Source organism: Desmospora profundinema (genome assembly GCF_031454155.1).
GTDB classification, from domain to species: Bacteria; Bacillota; Bacilli; order Thermoactinomycetales; family DSM-45169; genus Desmospora; species Desmospora profundinema.
This window is the reverse complement of record NZ_JAVDQG010000005.1, coordinates 263792-282194: the sequence shown is the minus strand read 5'-3', so window position 1 is coordinate 282194 and position 18403 is coordinate 263792. Positions and strand designations below refer to the sequence as shown.

Genomic DNA, 18403 nt, shown 5'->3' with positions numbered 1-18403 from the left:
TTATATAATCCCAAACGGTGAGAAAATCCATGCTGCCCATGAGTATAGGATGCAAGATCCATGCAACTGACTGGGTGAACCATGCGTTTTTTTGTGGTAAACTGAAGTGGGCGATACGGGGCACGAAAGGCACTCAAGCTATTTAGTAATCGAACCGCAAACGATGACAGGGGAACGGACGGTTCTTTTACGAAACGCTTTGGCGAAGCGCAGATGAGTTTTTTGAAAGCGAGCAAAGTTCGCTAAAAAGAAAGTGCTTTGCGTTCAATAATTATACGAGGGATTTCATACATTTTCCCGACTGAAGGGTCAATCCTGCGGCCTGATGTAGTGCCCGAAGCACCAAACATTGCAAAGGAGCGATTGTATGACGGTTACGAGAGGATTGGAGGGTGTCGTTGCACTCAACTCACGGATCAGTTCCATTGTCGATGGAGTGTTGACCTATCGGGGGATCAACATTGATGATTTGGCTGAAAAAGCCAGCTTTGAAGAAGTGGCCTTCCTGCTTTGGAACGGTCGCTTGCCCAAGCGGGAGGAGTTGGATGTGCTGACAAAGCGATTGGCCTCCGACGCTTCCTTGCCACAAGGGATTGTGGAGCAATTGAAAGCTTATCCCAAAAACGTCCATCCGATGGCTGCTCTTCGGACCGCCGTCTCCGCCCTTGGCTTGTACGATGAACAGGCAGAGGACAACAGTGAAAAGGCCAACTATGATAAAGCCATCAGTTTAACGGCTAAAATGCCGACGATCGTAGCGGCGCTGTTCCGCATCAGAGACGGTAAGGAGCCCGTGGAGCCTCAAGATGGGAAAGGTTTTTCCTACAACTTTGTTTACATGCTCCACGGGCAAGAGCCGGATCCGGTGGCGGTGAAGGCGATCGATAAGGCGTTGATCCTGCATGCGGACCATGAGCTGAATGCTTCCACGTTTGCCTCCCGGGTTACCACGGCTACCTTGTCGGATCTGTATTCCGCCATCACTACAGCCATCGGCACGTTAAAAGGACCTCTGCATGGCGGTGCCAACGAACGCGTCATGGAGATGCTGGAGGAGGAAGTCGGCAGCGTCGACAAGGTGGAAGACGTGATCACCCGTAAGTTGGACAACAAGGAGAAGATTATGGGCTTCGGCCATCGTGTTTACAAAGATGGTGACCCGCGGGCAAAGCACCTGCGCGAGATGTCGCGTCAAATGGCTGAACTGACGGGCGAACCCAAGTGGTTTGAGATGTCGGTTCAGATTGACGATCTCGTCCAAAGCAAAAAAGGATTGAAGCCCAACGTGGACTTCTATTCGGCTTCCACATACCATTACCTGGGGATTCCGCGCAACCTGTTTACTCCCATTTTCGCCATCAGCCGGGTGACAGGGTGGACCGCCCATGTGTTGGAGCAGTTTAGCGACAATCGTCTGATTCGACCCCGTGCCGAATACGTAGGACCGACCAATGTGACGTACGTGCCGATCGATCAGCGCTAAACCTTCCAAACATCGCTGCACACAATCAGGAACTCAGGAAAAGGAGTGTTGTTATGGCACTGTATGAAGCGCCGCAACAAGGAGAGAAAATCATTCTTCAAAACGGGGAACTTCAAGTGCCCGATCATCCGATCATTCCGTTTATCGAAGGGGATGGAATCGGGCCGGACATCTGGGCTGCGGCTCGCCGCGTACTGGATGCGTCGGTGGAGAAAGCCTACGGATCCACCAAGAAGATCGAGTGGTTTGAAATCTATGCCGGTGAAAAGGCGTACAAGCAATTTGGGGAATGGTTGCCGGCGGAAACGCTGAAAACCATCGAAGAATACTATGTGGCCATCAAAGGGCCGTTGACCACGCCGGTGGGAGGAGGCATTCGCTCCCTCAACGTGGCGTTGAGGCAAGAATTGGACCTGTTTGTTTGTCTGCGTCCGGTCCGCTATTTCAACGGAGTTCCGTCCCCGGTGAAACGTCCGGAGGATGTGGATATGGTCATTTTCCGTGAAAACTCCGAGGATATTTACGCCGGGATTGAGTGGGAGGCCGAATCCGAGGATGCCCGCAAGGTGATTCGTTTCCTGCGCGAGGAAATGGGAGTCAAAAAGATCCGATTCCCCGAAACATCCGGAATTGGAGTGAAACCGGTTTCTCGCGAGGGAACGGAACGGTTGGTCCGGTCTGCCATCCAGTACGCCCTGGACCAGGGGCGCAAAAGCGTGACACTGGTTCACAAAGGAAACATTATGAAGTTCACCGAGGGAGCCTTCAAAAGCTGGGGGTACGAACTGGCCGCACGGGAGTTCGGGGACAAGGTGTTTACATGGGCTCAGTATGATGAGATCAAAGAAAAACACGGCCTGGACGCGGCCAATCAAGCACAAGCCGAAGCGGAAGCAGCCGGCAAGATCATCGTCAAGGACTCCATCGCAGATGCCTTCCTGCAACAGATTATGACCCGTCCTGCGGAGTATGACGTGATCGCCACCCTCAACCTGAACGGGGATTATATTTCCGATGCGTTAGCTGCCCAAGTGGGTGGGATCGGAATCGCACCGGGAGCCAATATCAACTTTGAATCGGGTCATGCCATCTTTGAAGCGACCCACGGCACCGCTCCGAAATATGCGGGATTGGATAAAGTGAACCCTGGATCGGTCATTCTGTCCGGCGTGCTGATGTTGGAACACCTGGGTTGGCAGGAAGCGGCCGACCGCATCTACCGAGCGATGGATCGGACAATCAGCCAGAAGCAAGTAACCTATGACTTTGCCCGGTTGATGGATGGTGCCACAGAACTGAAGTGCTCCCAATTTGCCACTAAACTGATCGAGAATTTATAACATCCGACATACAGCGAGGAGGATACTCATGTCGATTCGCAGAAGAAAGGTTTCCATTATCGGCAGCGGCTTTACCGGAGCCACCACCGCATTGATGCTGGCGCAAAAAGAATTGGGGGATATCGTTCTGGTGGATATTCCGCAGGCGGAAGGTCCCACAAAAGGAAAAGCCTTGGATATGGCACAAGCGGGTCCGGTGGAAGGGTTTGATGCCCGCATCACCGGTACCGTCGATTATGCGGACACCCAAGACTCGGATTTGGTAATCATCACGGCGGGGATCGCCCGCAAACCGGGGATGAGCCGGGATGACTTAGTCAGCACCAATGCGAAAGTGATGCGTGCAGTCACCGAATCAGTAGTGAAACACTCCCCGAACTGTACGATCCTGGTGTTGACCAATCCGGTGGATGCGATGACCTATGAAGTGTTCCGTACTTCCGGTTTTCCTAAAAACCGGGTGATCGGCCAATCCGGTGTGTTGGACACTGCCCGTTTCCGCACCTTTATTGCCCAGGAACTGAATCTGTCCGTCGAGGATGTGACCGGGTTTGTTCTGGGAGGGCATGGAGACGACATGGTACCGCTGGTACGCTACTCGTATGCCGGTGGAATCCCGCTGGAAAAATGGCTGCCGAAAGAGCGGCTGGATGCCATCGTGGAACGCACCCGCAAAGGCGGCGGTGAGATCGTCGGTCTGCTGGGCAATGGAAGTGCCTACTACGCCCCTGCCGCTTCCCTGGTACAAATGGCGGAAGCGATTTTGAAAGACAAACGCCGCGTGTTGCCGGCGATCGCTTACTTGGAAGGCGAATACGGCTATAAGGATATGTACCTGGGCGTACCGGTCGTGTTGGGTGGCAATGGTCTGGAGCAAGTGATCGAGCTGGAGTTGACCGAGGAAGAGAAAGCAGCGCTGGATCGGTCGGCCGATTCGGTTCGCAGTGTGATGAAGGTATTGGGCTGAGGAAAGAGAGGGCCCATCCACGGGCTCTCTCTTTCGCCGCACCGAAATGTAAGCGCATACAAAGGAGGGATGGTCATGATCCTCGGAAAAAAACGGGAGACCCCGCGGGAGTGGGAGGCTGTCAGCGTAGGGGAGACGGATGAGTTTCTCCGGCGGGTGGAGGATCGGGACGTGCTCCTGTATCTGGGGGTGACGGAAGACACGAACCCCTTGTTTCTGCAATCGGTTTATGCGGAACAAACCCCTTACGGCCATGTGGTCGTTCCCCCGGGATTGCTCTTGGGTTGGGTGACCGGTCGCGTATCCAAGCGGCTGCCCGGTCCTGGAAGCCGGGTCGTCGGTCAACGGATCACCTTCCCTGAAGCGGCCCGTCACAGCTCCGCGATCCGATTGCGTTTGAAGGTGATCGGGAAAGACGATGGCCGGCATCAGCTTACCTTGGAAGTGATCGGCGAAGATGAGGATGGCCGCAGGGTGATCGACGGTGAGCTGGACGTGCTGGGACCACCGCCGACCAATCGGCTTTTTCGGGATGCGTATGAAAATTTTTAACAGTGAACAACTGTCCTCTCCGCAAGGAGCAGGGCTTTTTTTGTGTGTGGAGGGATGAGAGTTGGGACTTTACGAAAATGGCGCCACCCGTTACGATGGAGTGGATTGGGAGCCTGTTGTTGAGGGAGAATAGAAGTGGGTTAGCAACTGAAAAACAAATGTTGGAGAACTGGGAAAGTGGAGGATGGTTCAATGGAAAAGCGCGTCTTGGTGGTGGATGATGAGCCTTCGATTGTAAAACTGGTTCAGTTCAACCTGGAGAAGGAAGGCTGCAAGGTGGGAGTCGCTTCCGACGGAGAAACGGCCCTCCAGATGGTAAAAGAGATGAAACCCGATCTCTTGGTACTGGATTTGATGTTGCCCAAAGTGGACGGCCTGGAAGTGTGTAAACAGGTGCGCAGGGAAAATCATCATTTGCCCATCTTGATGTTGACGGCCAAGACAGAGGAGTTTGACAAAGTGTTGGGCCTAGAGTTAGGAGCCGACGACTATATGACCAAACCCTTCAGCCCGAGGGAACTGGTGGCCCGGGTAAAAGCGATTTTCCGCCGGGTGGATGTATCCAAGGATCAAGCGGCCCACGAGAAGCAAACGGCTATGGAAGTGGGAGACTTGGTCATCGATGTGGAAGGGTACGAAGTATTGCGCGGTGGCAAGTCCGTCGATCTGACACCGAAAGAGTTTGAACTCTTAATCTATCTGGCCAATCATCGGGGACGCGTGTTGTCCCGGGACCAACTGCTAAATGCTGTTTGGGATTATGACTATATCGGGGATACGAGGATCGTGGATGTCCATGTGAGCCATCTGCGGGAGAAGGTGGAGGAAGATTCCCGCAATCCCGTTTACATTAAGACAGTGCGCGGCATCGGATACAAGTTTGAAGGTCCGAAGCACTCATGAAATCCCTTCGCAATCGCCTGACTGTGGTCTTTATTATCTTGATCGGACTGTCGGTGCTGGGCACCGGCATTTTTGTCGCACTGCTGTTAAAAGCTTCTTACCTGGAATCGTTGACCGATCGTTTGTCAAAGGAAGGAGAGCTGTTGGCGGGCAGTCTCAACTGGCGGGCGGCGGAGACGGAGCCGGAAGTATTTCAGAACCGTGCGGAAGCATACAGCACTGCTTTGGATGCCCATATTACACTGATCCGAGCGGATGGAACGGTTGTAGGAGATTCAGAGCGGCCGCCGGAGGAGTGGGGCAATCTGTCGGACGTTCCGGAAGTGGCCCGCTCGCTTCGCGACCAAACGGAAAACGGTTATAACCGGGTCACCACCGATGACCGCCTGTTTGTCTATATTCCGGTGAAGCCGGTGGGGGAGGCGGGAGTCCAGGGGGTGGTTCGGATCGCGCTGGATCTGGATACGGTCAATCGTTCCCTGGATCACGTATGGGCATCCCTTACCGCCGGTCTGCTGATCGCATACCTGGCAGCGATCGTCATCAGTTCCCAGATTGCTTCTCGGATCACCAAGCCGCTGGAGGAGATTACCCAGGTCGCGGTTGACATCGCCCGCAACAAATTTCACCGTCGGATCCCCGTTCGCAAACGCGATGAAATCGGGAGGTTGGCTGCCGCCATCAACCGGATGGCGGCGGGATTACGCTATCAGTTGGAAACCATCCGGAAAAGCGAGCGCCGTCTTACCGGCGTGATCGAAACGATGGAGAGCGGGTTGTTGATGGTGGATTCACGAAAAAAAGTAACCTTGGCCAACCAGGCGATTCATCGCTTTTTCGATATAAAAACATCCCAGCTTTTGCGCAAGCCGCTTCCGGACCGGGCGGTATTTCACGATCTTCACACTCTAATTGAGGAATGTATGCAGTCGGGAGAGCGGGTACGGGATGAATTGCATTTGTATTTTCCGGAGGAACGGATTATCGAAGTCAATTTGACCCCTATTTGGGGAGAGAAGGACGGGATGGGCGTGGTGGCGGTCCTTCATGACATTACAGCGATCCGTCGGCTGGAAAAGATGCGAACGGAATTTGTGGCCAATGTATCCCATGAATTGAAAACCCCTGTCACATCGTTGCGCGGGTTTGCGGAAACGTTGTTGGATGGGGCGGCGGAAGATCCACAGATGCGCCGCGAATTTTTGGAGATCATCCACCGGGAGAGCCTGCGTCTGGAACGGCTGATCGGTGACCTGTTGGACCTTTCCAAAGTGGAGTCGCGCAAGATGCCGCTCCAATTGGAGCCGATTCGTGTGAAGGAGTTAACTTATCCTGCGATCCAAACGGTGATTGAAGCGATGAAGAAGAAAGGACTCCGCTTTCGTTTGGATTTGGAAGAGGATTTTGAGGTTCAAGTGGACAAAGACCGTTTTTCCCAGATTGTGATCAACCTGTTGTCCAATGCGATGTCCTATACGCCGTCAGGCGGTTCAGTCACCTTATCCGCAGGTAAGGAAAAGGATCACTGGTGGATACGGGTATCCGATACCGGGATCGGCATCCCGGAGGAAGATCTGCCGCGTATTTTTGAACGGTTTTATCGCGTGGATAAGGCTCGTTCCCGTGAATCCGGAGGGACCGGTTTGGGGCTGGCTATCGTCAAACATTTGGTGGAGTCCCATCACGGGGAGATTTATGTGGACAGCCAAGCGGGCAAAGGAACCGCCTTCACCCTGAGATTTCCGCTGTAGAGTGGACGCATCGACCCTGCAAAGGGTCGTTTTTGTATGACTGAACCAACTTATTGGTTATTGGAATATTCCCTTTAATCGGACATGTCTCTTAACAAAACCTTTACAATGCATTTATTTGAGAACAATAGTCTATCGATATAGTCATTATAGGCTAAGAAATTATACGAGAAACCATACTCAATTCTCTGGGGGGCATCGGTTATGTGGAAGAATGGCTTAAAGGTCGCAGGCACCATTGGTTTGTCTCTGGCATTGATCGTGGGTTGCTCGTCAAATGATCCCAATCAAGGGGCTGACGGCGCGGAGGGCGGCCTTTCCGGCACCATCACCATCGACGGCTCCAGCACCGTGTATCCGCTGACCCAAGCCGTGGCCGAGGAGTTTATGAAAGAAAATCCCGGCGTGCAAGTGACTGTATCCGAGTCTGGTACCGGTGGTGGGTTCCAGAAGTGGGCGTTGGGTGAGACCGATATCAACGACGCTTCCCGTTTGATCAAGGACGAAGAAAAAGAAGAAGCCGCTAAAAACGACATCGAACCGGTGGAGCTGAAAGTCGCCTTTGACGGAATTTCCGTGATGGTGCACCCGGAAAACGACTGGGTGGACGAAATCTCTGTGGAAGATCTGAAAAAGATCTGGGAACCGGACAGTAAGGTAAAAAAATGGAGCGATGTCAATCCGGACTGGCCGGATAAAGAAATCAAGCTTTACGCTCCGGGAACGTCTTCCGGCACCTTCGACTACTTTACCGAAGCCATCGTCGGTGAAGAAGGGGCGAGCCGTACCGACTTTACCGCCAGCGAAGACGACAATGTCCTGGTTCGCGGAATCTCCGGTGATAAATACAGCCTGGGTTACTTTGGTTACTCCTACTACGTGGAGAACAAGGATAAGCTGAAAATCCTGGCGATCGATGAAGGAGAAGGGGCTGTCGAACCCACCGAAGAGACGATTAACGAAGGTTCCTACAGCCCGCTCTCCCGTCCGGTTTTCATCTATCCCAGCAATAAAGCCCTGGAAAAAGAAGAAGTGCAGGCCTTCATCGAATTCTACCTGGAAAATGTAAAGGACTTGGCTGCTGAAGTGGGTTATGTGGCTCTGCCGGATGAAGAGTACGAGGAAGGAAAACAAGCGTACGAAGACGCCAAGAACTAAAAGGATATTTATAGAACCCTTGTGAAAGTGTGGCTGCCCCGGCCGATTTTCAGTCGGTCGGGATTCGCCACATTTTGCCATGTTTATGAAAAGGAGTGGTGTGTCGATGTCTCAGGCCGCCGTAAAAGCCGGCAGTCGCTTCAAGAAAAAGCGGACGTGGCGAAACCACGTGGAATCGATGATTCCCAAACTCTTGTTCATCTGTGCTTTTGTGTCCGTGTTGACAACTGTGGGGATTGTTTTCACTCTGTTTACGGAAACGGCTGCTTTTTTTCAAGCGGTGTCGTTCAAAGAATTTTTTACTGAGACACAATGGACAGCCCTGTTCAGCGGGGATCAGCAGAAGTTCGGTATCCTGCCGTTGTTGTCGGGTACCTTGCTCGTTACCGTGGGAGCGGCGGTGGTGGCCGTGCCCATCGGGTTGGCCAGCGCCATTTATCTGAGCGAATACGCTCCCATCAAGGTTCGTAAGGTGGTAAAGCCGGTCCTGGAAGTATTGGCCGGAATCCCCACGATTGTTTACGGTTTTTTCGCCCTTACGTTTGTCACGCCCCTGCTGCGTGAATTCATTCCGGGATTGGGCATCTTCAACGCGTTGAGCGCCAGCATTGTGGTAGGTATTATGATCATTCCTATGATTGCGTCGCTCTCGGAAGATGCCATGTCCGCTGTACCCCGCAGCATGCGTGACGCGGCTTATGCCATGGGTTCCACCCGTCTGGAGGTGGCGCTGAAAGTGGTCGTGCCCGCGGCCCTGTCCGGGATTGTGGCTTCCTTTGTACTCGGATTGTCCCGGGCCATCGGCGAGACGATGATCGTGACCATCGCGGCTGGTTCCACCCCGATCCTCACGTTTGATCCCACAGCCACGATTCAGACGATGACGGCTTACATGGTGCAGGCTGCATTGGGTGACAACACCTACACCAGTGTTTCCTATAAATCGATTTATGCCGTGGGGATGTCGTTATTCCTGTTGACACTCATCATGAATATGCTGGCCCGCTTCATTTCTCGCCGGTTTAAGGAGGATTACTGATGCGAGCGGAAGAGACGGTTCACACCCAAGTGGATGGAAACAGCGAAAGAGAAGTACAAACGGAACCAAACCAGATGGATCGTCGCTTGCAATCGGACGGCCGCGTGACGTTCCGTCGCAGTCTCAACCACGTACTTCATGGATTATTCCTCCTGGCAACCTCTGTCGGAGTGATTGTGTTGATTGTGCTTCTGGTGGATGTGTGGCGGCAGGGTTGGCACTGGATCAGTTGGGATTTTTTCAATAACTTCGCTTCCCGTATCGCGGAGAACGCTGGAATAAAGGCCGCCTTCTGGGGATCGCTCTGGATGATCGGAGTGACCGCTCCCCTCACGTTCATCATTGGAGTGGCAACAGCGATCTATCTGGAAGAGTATGCAAAGAAAAATTGGTTAAACCGCTTCATTCAATTGAATATCAGCAACTTGGCCGGTGTTCCCTCCATCGTGTTCGGGATATTGGGATTAACCTTGTTTGTCCGTGAATGGGGATTGGGCCGCAGCGTATTGGCTGGCTCTCTCACCATGACGCTGTTGGTGCTTCCGATCGTGATCGTGGCATCCCGGGAGGCGATCGCCAGTGTTCCGGCTTCCTTGCGACAGGCGTCATTCGCGATGGGAGCAACCCGATGGCAGACGATCCAGAATGTCGTTCTTCCTTACTCCCTGCCTGGTATCCTGACGGGAACCATTTTGGCCTTGTCCCGTGCGATCGGGGAGACGGCACCGTTGATTATGATCGGGGCGGTTACGTTTGTAGCGTTCACTCCAGGAAATGTACTGGATACCTTTACGGTGCTTCCGATTCAGATCTACAGCTGGATCAGCCAACCGCAAGCGGTGTTTGCCGAGCTGGCAGCGGCAGGTATCATCGTACTTCTGGCTGTGTTGTTAACTATGAACGCAGTGGCCATCTACTTGCGTAACAAGTTCCAACGGAAAGACGGATAAGGGGGAGAAAAAAACATGACGGAACAAGCGGTACGATCCAAACATGCGATTGTTGTGAAAGACCTGGATCTTTACTACGGGGAAAAACAGGCACTGAACAAAATCTCCATAGAAGTGGAAGAAAACTCCGTAACCGCTCTGATCGGACCTTCCGGTTGCGGTAAATCCACATTCTTACGGACACTCAATCGGATGAACGACATGATTCCGGGGGTTCGGATCGAAGGGGAAATATCTCTTTATGGCGAAGACATCTACAGCAAAAGTATCGATGTCGAAATGCTGCGCAAGGAGGTGGGCATGGTCTTTCAGGCCCCCAATCCTTTCCCAAAAAGCATTTACGATAACATCGCCTACGGTCCCCGCATCCACGGGATCAGGAATCGAAAAAAACTGGATGAGATCGTGGAACGCAGTCTGAAGCAGGCGGCGTTGTGGGATGAGGTGAAAGATCGCTTGAAAGACCGGGCCACCGGTTTGTCCGGGGGACAGCAACAGCGTCTCTGTATCGCCCGTGCGTTGGCAGTGGAGCCGGAAATCGTGTTGATGGATGAGCCCACTTCCGCGCTGGATCCCATCTCGACCGCTAAGATCGAAGAATTGGTAAGAGAGTTGAAAGAGAAATACACCATCGTCATTGTGACTCACAATATGCAGCAGGCAGCCCGCATTTCCGACAAGACGGCCTTTTTCCTAAACGGGGATCTGGTGGAATACGACAACACCGACAAACTCTTTTCCAACCCGCAGGATAAGCGGACGGAAGACTATATTACCGGTCGGTTCGGATAAGGAAAGGAGTCATTCCATTGTCTCGACAATTTGATCAATCACTAAAAGACGTAAAGACGACTCTCCTTGAAATGGGGGGCAAACTGGAAGTTGCCATCGACAAAGCGGTTAAATCCCTGGCCAAATTGGATGCGGACATGGCCAAGAGTGTGGTGGACAGCGACAAAGAAGTGGACGAGTTGGAAACCCGTATCGACGAACAGGTGTCCACTCTGATCGCCACCCAGCAACCCGTCGCCAAGGATCTGCGCAAGCTGATCGCGGCTCTCAAGATCGCATCGGACATGGAGCGGATGGCGGATTTGGCAGGTAACATCGCCGAGACCACGCTTCAACTGGTGGAGAACGATCAGAAGTTGTTCAAAGAGCTGGTGGATATTCCACAGATGGCCACGATTACACAAAAGATGGTCCATGACGGGATCAACAGCTACATCGACGGCAATGTTGCGTTGGCCAAATCGATGGCAGAAACCGACGACCAGGTGGACCAGTTGTATGAAACCATTGTGAAAGAAATGATGGAAACCATGATCCATCAGCAGAAGCTGACCGAGGTTTCCTTGCGCCTTTGCTTCGTGGCGCGTTACTTGGAGCGGATTGCGGATCATGCCACCAATATCGCCGAAAGCATCGTATATATTGAAACCGGTCGCCGGGAAGATCTGAACTAAAGCCTTCAAAACAAAAACCGACCTCACACATGTGAGGTCGGTTTTTGTTTTGAAGGATCTGTCGGGAACCAAAACGGCTGTTTTGCCTATGTTGAATGAAGGGGAATCGTACTGGAATGAACCTCTCCCACTTGTGCTAACGCTAAGAAGTGGAAGTTTCTTACCATCAGAACCAAGAAGCTCTCACATATCGAAGGGTTTGCCTTCCATACTCGATCGAAGTGATCGGAAAGTCATCTTTATTCCCAAGTAAGCAACAGGTACGTGTCGTACCAGGGCCGGAACAGGCCATCTACTACTTCACGCCAAGGCGCTACGTAGATACGTTCTTGCTTTGGAGCAAACAGGTCATGTTTGCACTCATACGGGAATGATTTTACACCATGACCGCTTTCCTCATGGCAACCCCTATCATTCGGTTGACTAGGAACGTATGTTCGGTATACCTGATTTCGCCTTCCTTTTCCAGGGCAAAAGAAAGGCTTACTCTACCATCCTCACAAGGGGGATTCGAGCAAAGCAGCATTCATCTCACCGCCTAATACTACAGTTGTACTTATAAGAGCAGGCGCAGATGTGAGAAGGGAGGGTGGGGGGATGGCTGCGATCCTTTTCGCTTTTTGCAAGAGATCGAAGACAGCCCACCAGCCCGACTATATACAATCTTCGTACAAATGCAACTGTAGTACTGAGAGGTGGGAGACTTCTGGCATATGAGGTTAAACTAGGCATAAGCACTAGAGGCTTAATAATCAAAAAATCATTTGAATATAATCGCCGGTTGTGATACTTTATAATCAAATAATCATTTGAATGTGAGTGATTCCAGTGGCTCAACCATCCAACTCTGACGTCTGTGAAGTGATTTGCCATGATGAGGATAAGGTGCGGCGCCTCCGTCCAAAGGTGGGAGAAGTGGACGGCCTGGCTCCTTTGTTTAAGGGACTGGGAGACGAAACCCGTCTCAGGATCGCCCATGCACTCACAGTGGAGAAGGAGCTCTGTGTCTGTGATGTGGCCGCGATCTTGGGAACGACGGTGGCGACCGCTTCTCATCATTTGCGTTTATTAAAAAGCTTGGGACTGACCAAGAGCCGCAAAGAAGGAAAGCTTGTTTATTATTCTCTCGATGATGACCACGTGCGCCAGATCGTTCGGATGGGGATGGAGCATCTGGCGGAAGGAAAGGGAAACGCTTGAGCGACAGAGAGGAGAGTAGGTTGACGATGCCGCAACAGGAGCGAAGAGAAAAAACGGGGGAGACCTATGTCTATCGTTTGACGGGCTTAACTTGTGCTGATTGCGCCGCAAAACTGGAGCGGATGATCGGTGATGTTCCCGGAGTGGAAGATGTCCGGCTTAACTTCGGAGCTTCCAAGGTCACGGTGGTGGGCAAAGAGTTGTCCGTACAACAACTGAATCGCTTGGGAGCGTTTGACGGCATTCGCGTGATGGAAGAAGAGGACGGGCTGGTTCCCGACTGGGCCCAGAGCCGGCAAACCTTCTTAACGGGGTTGTCCTTAACCTTTTTGGTCGCCGCTTTTTTGATGGAATGGTTGTCCCCTTCTCCGCTCTCCGTGGTTCTGTTTGCGGCGGCCACGGTGCTGGGCGGATGGGAAACGGCCAAAAAAGGGATCCCCAATCTGCTGCGGCTCCGCTTTGACATGAACGCCCTGATGACAGTGGCGGTGGGCGGCGCATTGGGGATCGGTTATTGGGAAGAAGCGGCGGTGGTCGCCTTTCTATTTGGTGTAAGTGAAACCTTGCAAGTTTACACTACGGATAAGGCACGTAGTTCCCTTAGAAACTTACTTAGCTTGGCGCCTCCCACCGCTGTCCTGCTCCGTGACGGACGAGAAATCACCGTACCGGTGGAGGAGGTGGAAGTGGGAGAGACGATGGTGGTGAAGCCCGGAGAAAAACTGGCGATGGATGGCTTGATTCTTCGGGGCCGTTCCTCCATTAACCAGGCTGCCATTACCGGCGAATCGATTCCCGTGGTAAAGGAACCGGGAGACGAGGTATTTGCCGGCACCTTCAATGAACAGGGTACCCTTGACGTCAAAGTGACGAAACGAAGCGGAGATACTACTCTGGCGAAAATTATCGCGATGGTGGAAGATGCCCAAGAAAAGCGGACGTCCACCCAATCCTTCGTCGACCGCTTCGCCGCTTGGTATACGCCCGCCATTCTGGTATTGGCTGCGGGAATCCTCCTATTGAAACCGCTGTTGTGGGGAACGACCTGGACGTCGTCCTTGTATGATGCGCTCGCCCTTTTGATTGTGGCCTGTCCCTGTGCTTTGGTGGTGTCTACACCCATGGCGATCGTTTCCGCGATCGGCAACGCGGCTAATAACGGTGTGCTGATCAAAGGCGGCATTCATCTGGAAAACGCAGGCTCCATCCAGGCCATCGCTTTTGACAAAACCGGTACCTTGACCAAAGGGGAACCGGTGGTGACGGATGTGATTCCCCTGGCGGGTCAGTCGGAAAGAGAGCTGCTCACCGTGGCGGCGGGACTGGAGCGGCGCTCGGAACATCCTATCGCCCGGGCGATTTTGCGCTATGCGGAAGACCATTCCATCGACGGGGCGGATGTGACGGATTTTACCGCACGATCGGGACTGGGGGCGGAGGCCCGCCTAAAGGGCACCCGAGTATGGATTGGAAATCCCCGTCTGTTTCAGGAAGAAGGTCTTTCGCTGGGGCCGGTGAAAGAGACGCTGCTTTATCTGCAGCAACAGGGAAAAACAGCCGTGTTGCTGGGAAATGAACGAGGGGTGACCGGCTTAATCGCCGTTGCGGACGAAGTGCGGGAGAAAAGCCGCCGGGCTGTGGCCGCTCTGAAGGAAAACGGGATCCAACACACCATTTTGCTGACCGGTGACAATGAGGCGACAGCCCGCACGGTTGCCGGCGATGTCGGGGTGGATCAATTCCGGTCTGAACTGTTGCCGGCGGACAAGGTAAAGGCTGTAGAAGAGCTGCGCCGAAGCCACGGGAAAGTGGCGATGGTGGGTGACGGGATCAATGATGCCCCCGCTTTGGCTACGGCTACCACCGGAGTGGCGATGGGGGGCGCCGGAACGGATACGGCTCTGGAGACGGCCGACATCGTGCTGATGGCGGATGATTTATCCAAACTTCCCTTCACGGTCCGCCTCAGCCGGTCTGCCCTGCGGGTGATCAAACAAAACATCACATTCGCCTTGTTGACCAAGTTTATCGCTGTCTACTTGGTGTTCCCCGGTTGGCTCACCCTGTGGCTGGCGATCTTTGCCGATATGGGCGCAACCATACTGGTTGCGCTGAACAGCCTGCGCCTGTTGCGGATTCGTCCGTAAATTTTGGATTGACAAATGGCCTGTTCCCGGTGCATAATCATACACAATTACTGATAAGAGCGGAACCAAACGTTTGGACGGAGATTAGTAGGTTGGACTTATCGTACAGAGAGCAGAACCCGTCGGTTGAGAGGTTTTGCCGGGATGTCCATCCGAACCCACCTCCCGATGCGGCCGTTGATGAAACGGAACGGCTCCCACCGTTATCCGGGATAAGCAGCCAACAGGCTGATCAGAGCGGGCACATCTGTGCCAACCAAAGGTGGTACCGCGGAAGAACCCTCTTTCGTCCTTGGACGGGAGAGGGTTTTATGTATAAACGGAGGGACAGCGGAATGAACAGGCAGACAGTGGTGGTAAAAATCGGGACGTCATCGTTGACCGATAACCGGGGACGGCTGGAGGAAGGGAAACTGGAGAGTCATGTGGAAGGCGTGCTCCGTTTGAAGGAGGCGGGGTTCCAGGTGGTGATGGTTTCCTCTGGGGCGATCGCTGCCGGGTTCCACGAGCTGGGTCTTTCTTCCCGGCCTCGCACGTTAGCGGGAAAGCAGGCGGCTGCGGCGGTGGGACAGGGGGCTCTCGTACAGCGGTATCGGGAGCGATTTGCGGCGAGAGAGACGAGGTGTGCCCAGGTGCTGCTGACCCGGAGCGATTTCAGCAGCCGGGGACGGTACCTAAATGCTCTGGCCACGCTGAATTACCTCTTGGAGAAAGGGGTGGTTCCAGTGGTCAATGAAAATGATTCAGTGGCGGTGGATGAGATCCGGTGGGGGGACAACGATACACTGGCCGCACTGGTGGCAGGCCTGTTACAGGCCCAGTGGCTGCTTCTCGTTACCAACACCGATGGGCTTTATACCGACAACCCCCACAAAAATCGGCAAGCGCGCCCGATCCGTCGGCTGCTCCGAGTGGATGAAGCCTTGCTTCGGCAGGTGGACGGTAGCAAAAGCACCTTCGGCAGCGGCGGCATGCGGTCCAAATTGACTGCTGCCCGGTTGGCGGCGGAGACCGGGGTGCGTGTCTACATCGGCACGGCTGGGGAGGACAATCGTTGGATGTTACAGGCGGTTCACAACAAAGGCAGCGGCACCTATATTGAGGCCGCTTCCCGTCATATCAGCCGCAAGGAACAGTGGATTGCGGTCCACTCGGCTCCCGTGGGCAAACTGCATGTGGACAGCGGCGCTGCCCGCGCCCTGCTGAAAGAGGGAGGAAGTCTTCTCCCCTGCGGCGTGACGAAAGTGGAGGGAGAGTTTTGCGAAGGAGAGATCGTGGAAGTGGTCGACTCTCAGGGCACTCTGATCGGAAGGGGATTCACCCGTTACCCGGCGGCTCTTATCGACCAGGTGAAAGGGTGGCAGTCAGCGGCGGTACGACACCTGACCCCTGACGCTCCCGAGGAAGTGATCCATCGGGACGACTGGGTGATTGCGGCCGGAACGGAAATCGGCTAGGGACCCCTCCTACCCATCTTGATCGTGTTTTCGTGAAGGAAAGACTTGGTATTCTTGTGGCGTGACTTGTCATGCGTAGCAAGACCTGCCAATAAAACGAGCGGTATACGACTCGGGGTCAGCATGGGGATGGATCAGGTGTAAAATAACGAATCAGTTTGAGAAAGGAGAGCGGGGAAATGGAACGATCCGATGTACGGACCAAGGCGATGGCGGCGCGTTCTGCCATTCGGACACTGGCTGGGGTGGAAGAAGAGGAGAAAAATGCCGCACTGGAGGCGGTTGCAGATGCCCTGATGGATGGTAGGGAAGAAATTCTGCGAGAAAATGGGAAGGATCTGGCGGCCGGGGAGGCGGCCGGAATTTCCCGCGCTTTGATGGATCGGCTGACATTGTCGGAGGAGAGGCTGGCAGAGATGGCGGAAGGCCTGCGACAGCTTTGCCGACTCCCCGATCCGGTCGGTGAGGTGTTGGAGCTTAGGGAGTTGGATAATGGCCTTCGCATTGAAAAAGTGCGCGTTCCTCTAGGTGTAATCGGGATGATCTATGAAGCCCGCCCCAATGTTACTGTGGACGCTGCCGGTTTGGCTCTGAAGACGGGCAATGCGATCGTTCTTCGGGGCAGTTCCTCCGCCTTCCATTCTAACCGGGCGCTGACCGGGGTAATCCGGGGCGCTCTGGCAGAGACCTCGCTGCCTCCGGAAGCAGTGCAGCTGGTAGAGGATCTGGACCGGGAGGCGGTCCGGGAACTGATGACGGCTAACGGACTGATTGATGTCATCATCCCACGCGGCGGAGCCGGCCTGATTCAGCGGGTGGTACAATCGTCCACCGTTCCGGTGTTGGAGACCGGGGTGGGGAACTGTCATTTGTATGTGGACCGCGCGGCGGATCCCGATATGGCACGGGAGATCGTCATCAACGCCAAGACGGACCGCCCCGCTGTCTGTAACGCAGCGGAGACCCTCCTCGTTCATCGGGAATGGGCGGAGAGCCACTTGTCCGGTCTGTGTGAAGACCTTAAACGATACGGAGTGGAGATCAGGGGCTGTGCCACCACCCGCCAGCGGCTACCCGAGATCCGGCTGGCGACGATGGAGGACTGGGATACGGAATTTCTCGATCTCGTGCTGGCGGTAAAAGTGGTGGATTCTTTGGAGGAAGCATTAACCCATATCGACAAGCACGGAACCCACCACTCAGAGGCGATTATTACGGAGGATGCCGCGGCGGCTCGATCTTTCTTCACAGGAGTGGACGCCGCAGCCGTCTACCACAACGCTTCCACCCGTTTTACCGACGGTGGCCAGTTCGGCTTTGGCGCCGAGATCGGAATCAGCACCCAAAAGCTTCACGCTCGCGGTCCGATGGGTTTAAAGGAGATGACCTCCTATCAGTACCGGATTCATGGAAACGGCCAGGTGCGTGTCTAGTACTACAGTTGCATTTGTACGAAGAGTGTATATGAGCGTGGGTTAGTCGGGCTGGTGGGCTGTCTTCAATCTCTTGCAAAAAGCGCATAGCGAGACCGGGAACGAAGTGACCCAGGCGAGACTTGTGCTCCGTGAGTGCAAAGGATCGCAGCTATCCCACCACCCTCCCTTCTCACATCTGCGCCTGCTCTTATTAGTGCTAGGGCGTGTCTGAACAATCCGTAGCGCGAGATCCCGGGTCGGGTTGGCTGTCTTCGTTTCGTTGTAAAAAGCACATAGCGAGATCGGGAGCGAAGCGACCTAGGCGAGACTTGTGCTCTGTGAGTGCAATGGCGGACCAAAAGCCAACCCGACCCTCCCTTCGACTCACGGAAGATTGAATGACCAGACAGGCCCTAAAACAAAGAGCCGACGACTCACGTTCCTAAAACAAGCGGATCTGCAACCCGCAAGGGTATGGCAGGCCGCTTTTTTTGTGCTATTTTTACCGATGGATCTGCTTCTTTCGCTTGTACTACCCCATCTGGACGCTCATATAATGGGTAACAGTCGGTCCA

The 18403-nt window shown here is 53.9% G+C and carries 15 protein-coding genes; all 15 read left to right on the top strand.

Features of this window, described 5'->3' with window-relative positions:
• The first annotated feature begins 367 nt into the window (after positions 1-367).
• Positions 368-1483, top strand: coding sequence for a citrate/2-methylcitrate synthase (locus JOE21_RS12625; RefSeq protein ID WP_309866736.1), 1116 nt, complete (start codon positions 368-370; stop codon positions 1481-1483).
• A gap of 53 nt (positions 1484-1536) precedes the next feature.
• Positions 1537-2823, top strand: a complete 1287-nt coding sequence (gene icd / locus JOE21_RS12620; RefSeq protein WP_309866734.1) for an NADP-dependent isocitrate dehydrogenase — start codon at positions 1537-1539, stop codon at positions 2821-2823.
• 28 nt (positions 2824-2851) lie between these two features.
• Complete coding sequence (gene mdh / locus JOE21_RS12615; protein ID WP_309866732.1) at positions 2852-3790, top strand: malate dehydrogenase; 939 nt, start codon at positions 2852-2854, stop codon at positions 3788-3790.
• Positions 3791-3865: 75 nt separating this feature from the next.
• Positions 3866-4342 (top strand): MaoC/PaaZ C-terminal domain-containing protein, encoded by a 477-nt coding sequence (locus JOE21_RS12610; protein ID WP_309866729.1) that lies wholly within the window; start codon positions 3866-3868, stop codon positions 4340-4342.
• Positions 4343-4534: 192 nt separating this feature from the next.
• On the top strand, positions 4535-5245 hold the full coding sequence (locus JOE21_RS12605; RefSeq protein WP_309866726.1) for a response regulator: 711 nt from the start codon (positions 4535-4537) through the stop codon (positions 5243-5245).
• Positions 5242-6996 (top strand): two-component system histidine kinase PnpS, encoded by a 1755-nt coding sequence (pnpS, locus tag JOE21_RS12600; RefSeq protein WP_309866725.1) that lies wholly within the window; start codon positions 5242-5244, stop codon positions 6994-6996. Before JOE21_RS12605 ends, pnpS begins: the two co-directional genes overlap by 4 nt.
• A gap of 204 nt (positions 6997-7200) precedes the next feature.
• On the top strand, positions 7201-8154 hold the full coding sequence (locus tag JOE21_RS12595) for a PstS family phosphate ABC transporter substrate-binding protein (RefSeq protein ID WP_309866724.1): 954 nt from the start codon (positions 7201-7203) through the stop codon (positions 8152-8154).
• 106 nt (positions 8155-8260) lie between these two features.
• Positions 8261-9193 carry a phosphate ABC transporter permease subunit PstC gene (gene pstC, locus JOE21_RS12590; protein ID WP_374709362.1) on the top strand — a complete coding sequence of 311 codons (933 nt, stop codon included), beginning with the start codon at positions 8261-8263 and terminating at the stop codon, positions 9191-9193.
• A gap of 74 nt (positions 9194-9267) precedes the next feature.
• A complete protein-coding gene (pstA, locus tag JOE21_RS12585; protein ID WP_309866911.1) occupies positions 9268-10143 on the top strand; it encodes a phosphate ABC transporter permease PstA in 876 nt (291 codons plus the stop codon).
• Between the two features lie 15 nt (positions 10144-10158).
• Positions 10159-10935: a phosphate ABC transporter ATP-binding protein PstB gene (pstB, locus tag JOE21_RS12580; RefSeq protein WP_309866722.1), complete on the top strand. Its 777-nt coding sequence runs from the start codon at positions 10159-10161 to the stop codon at positions 10933-10935.
• 17 nt (positions 10936-10952) lie between these two features.
• Positions 10953-11609 carry a phosphate signaling complex protein PhoU gene (gene phoU, locus JOE21_RS12575; protein WP_309866719.1) on the top strand — a complete coding sequence of 219 codons (657 nt, stop codon included), beginning with the start codon at positions 10953-10955 and terminating at the stop codon, positions 11607-11609.
• An 822-nt stretch (positions 11610-12431) separates the two neighbouring features.
• Entirely contained in the window at positions 12432-12809 is a 378-nt protein-coding gene (locus JOE21_RS12570) for an ArsR/SmtB family transcription factor (RefSeq protein WP_374709374.1), read from the top strand.
• A 26-nt stretch (positions 12810-12835) separates the two neighbouring features.
• Positions 12836-14956 (top strand): heavy metal translocating P-type ATPase, encoded by a 2121-nt coding sequence (locus JOE21_RS12565; RefSeq protein ID WP_309866909.1) that lies wholly within the window; start codon positions 12836-12838, stop codon positions 14954-14956.
• Positions 14957-15267: 311 nt separating this feature from the next.
• Positions 15268-16413: a glutamate 5-kinase gene (gene proB / locus JOE21_RS12560; protein ID WP_309866714.1), complete on the top strand. Its 1146-nt coding sequence runs from the start codon at positions 15268-15270 to the stop codon at positions 16411-16413.
• A gap of 179 nt (positions 16414-16592) precedes the next feature.
• Positions 16593-17846: a glutamate-5-semialdehyde dehydrogenase gene (locus JOE21_RS12555; protein ID WP_309866711.1), complete on the top strand. Its 1254-nt coding sequence runs from the start codon at positions 16593-16595 to the stop codon at positions 17844-17846.
• Positions 17847-18403 lie beyond the last annotated feature (557 nt).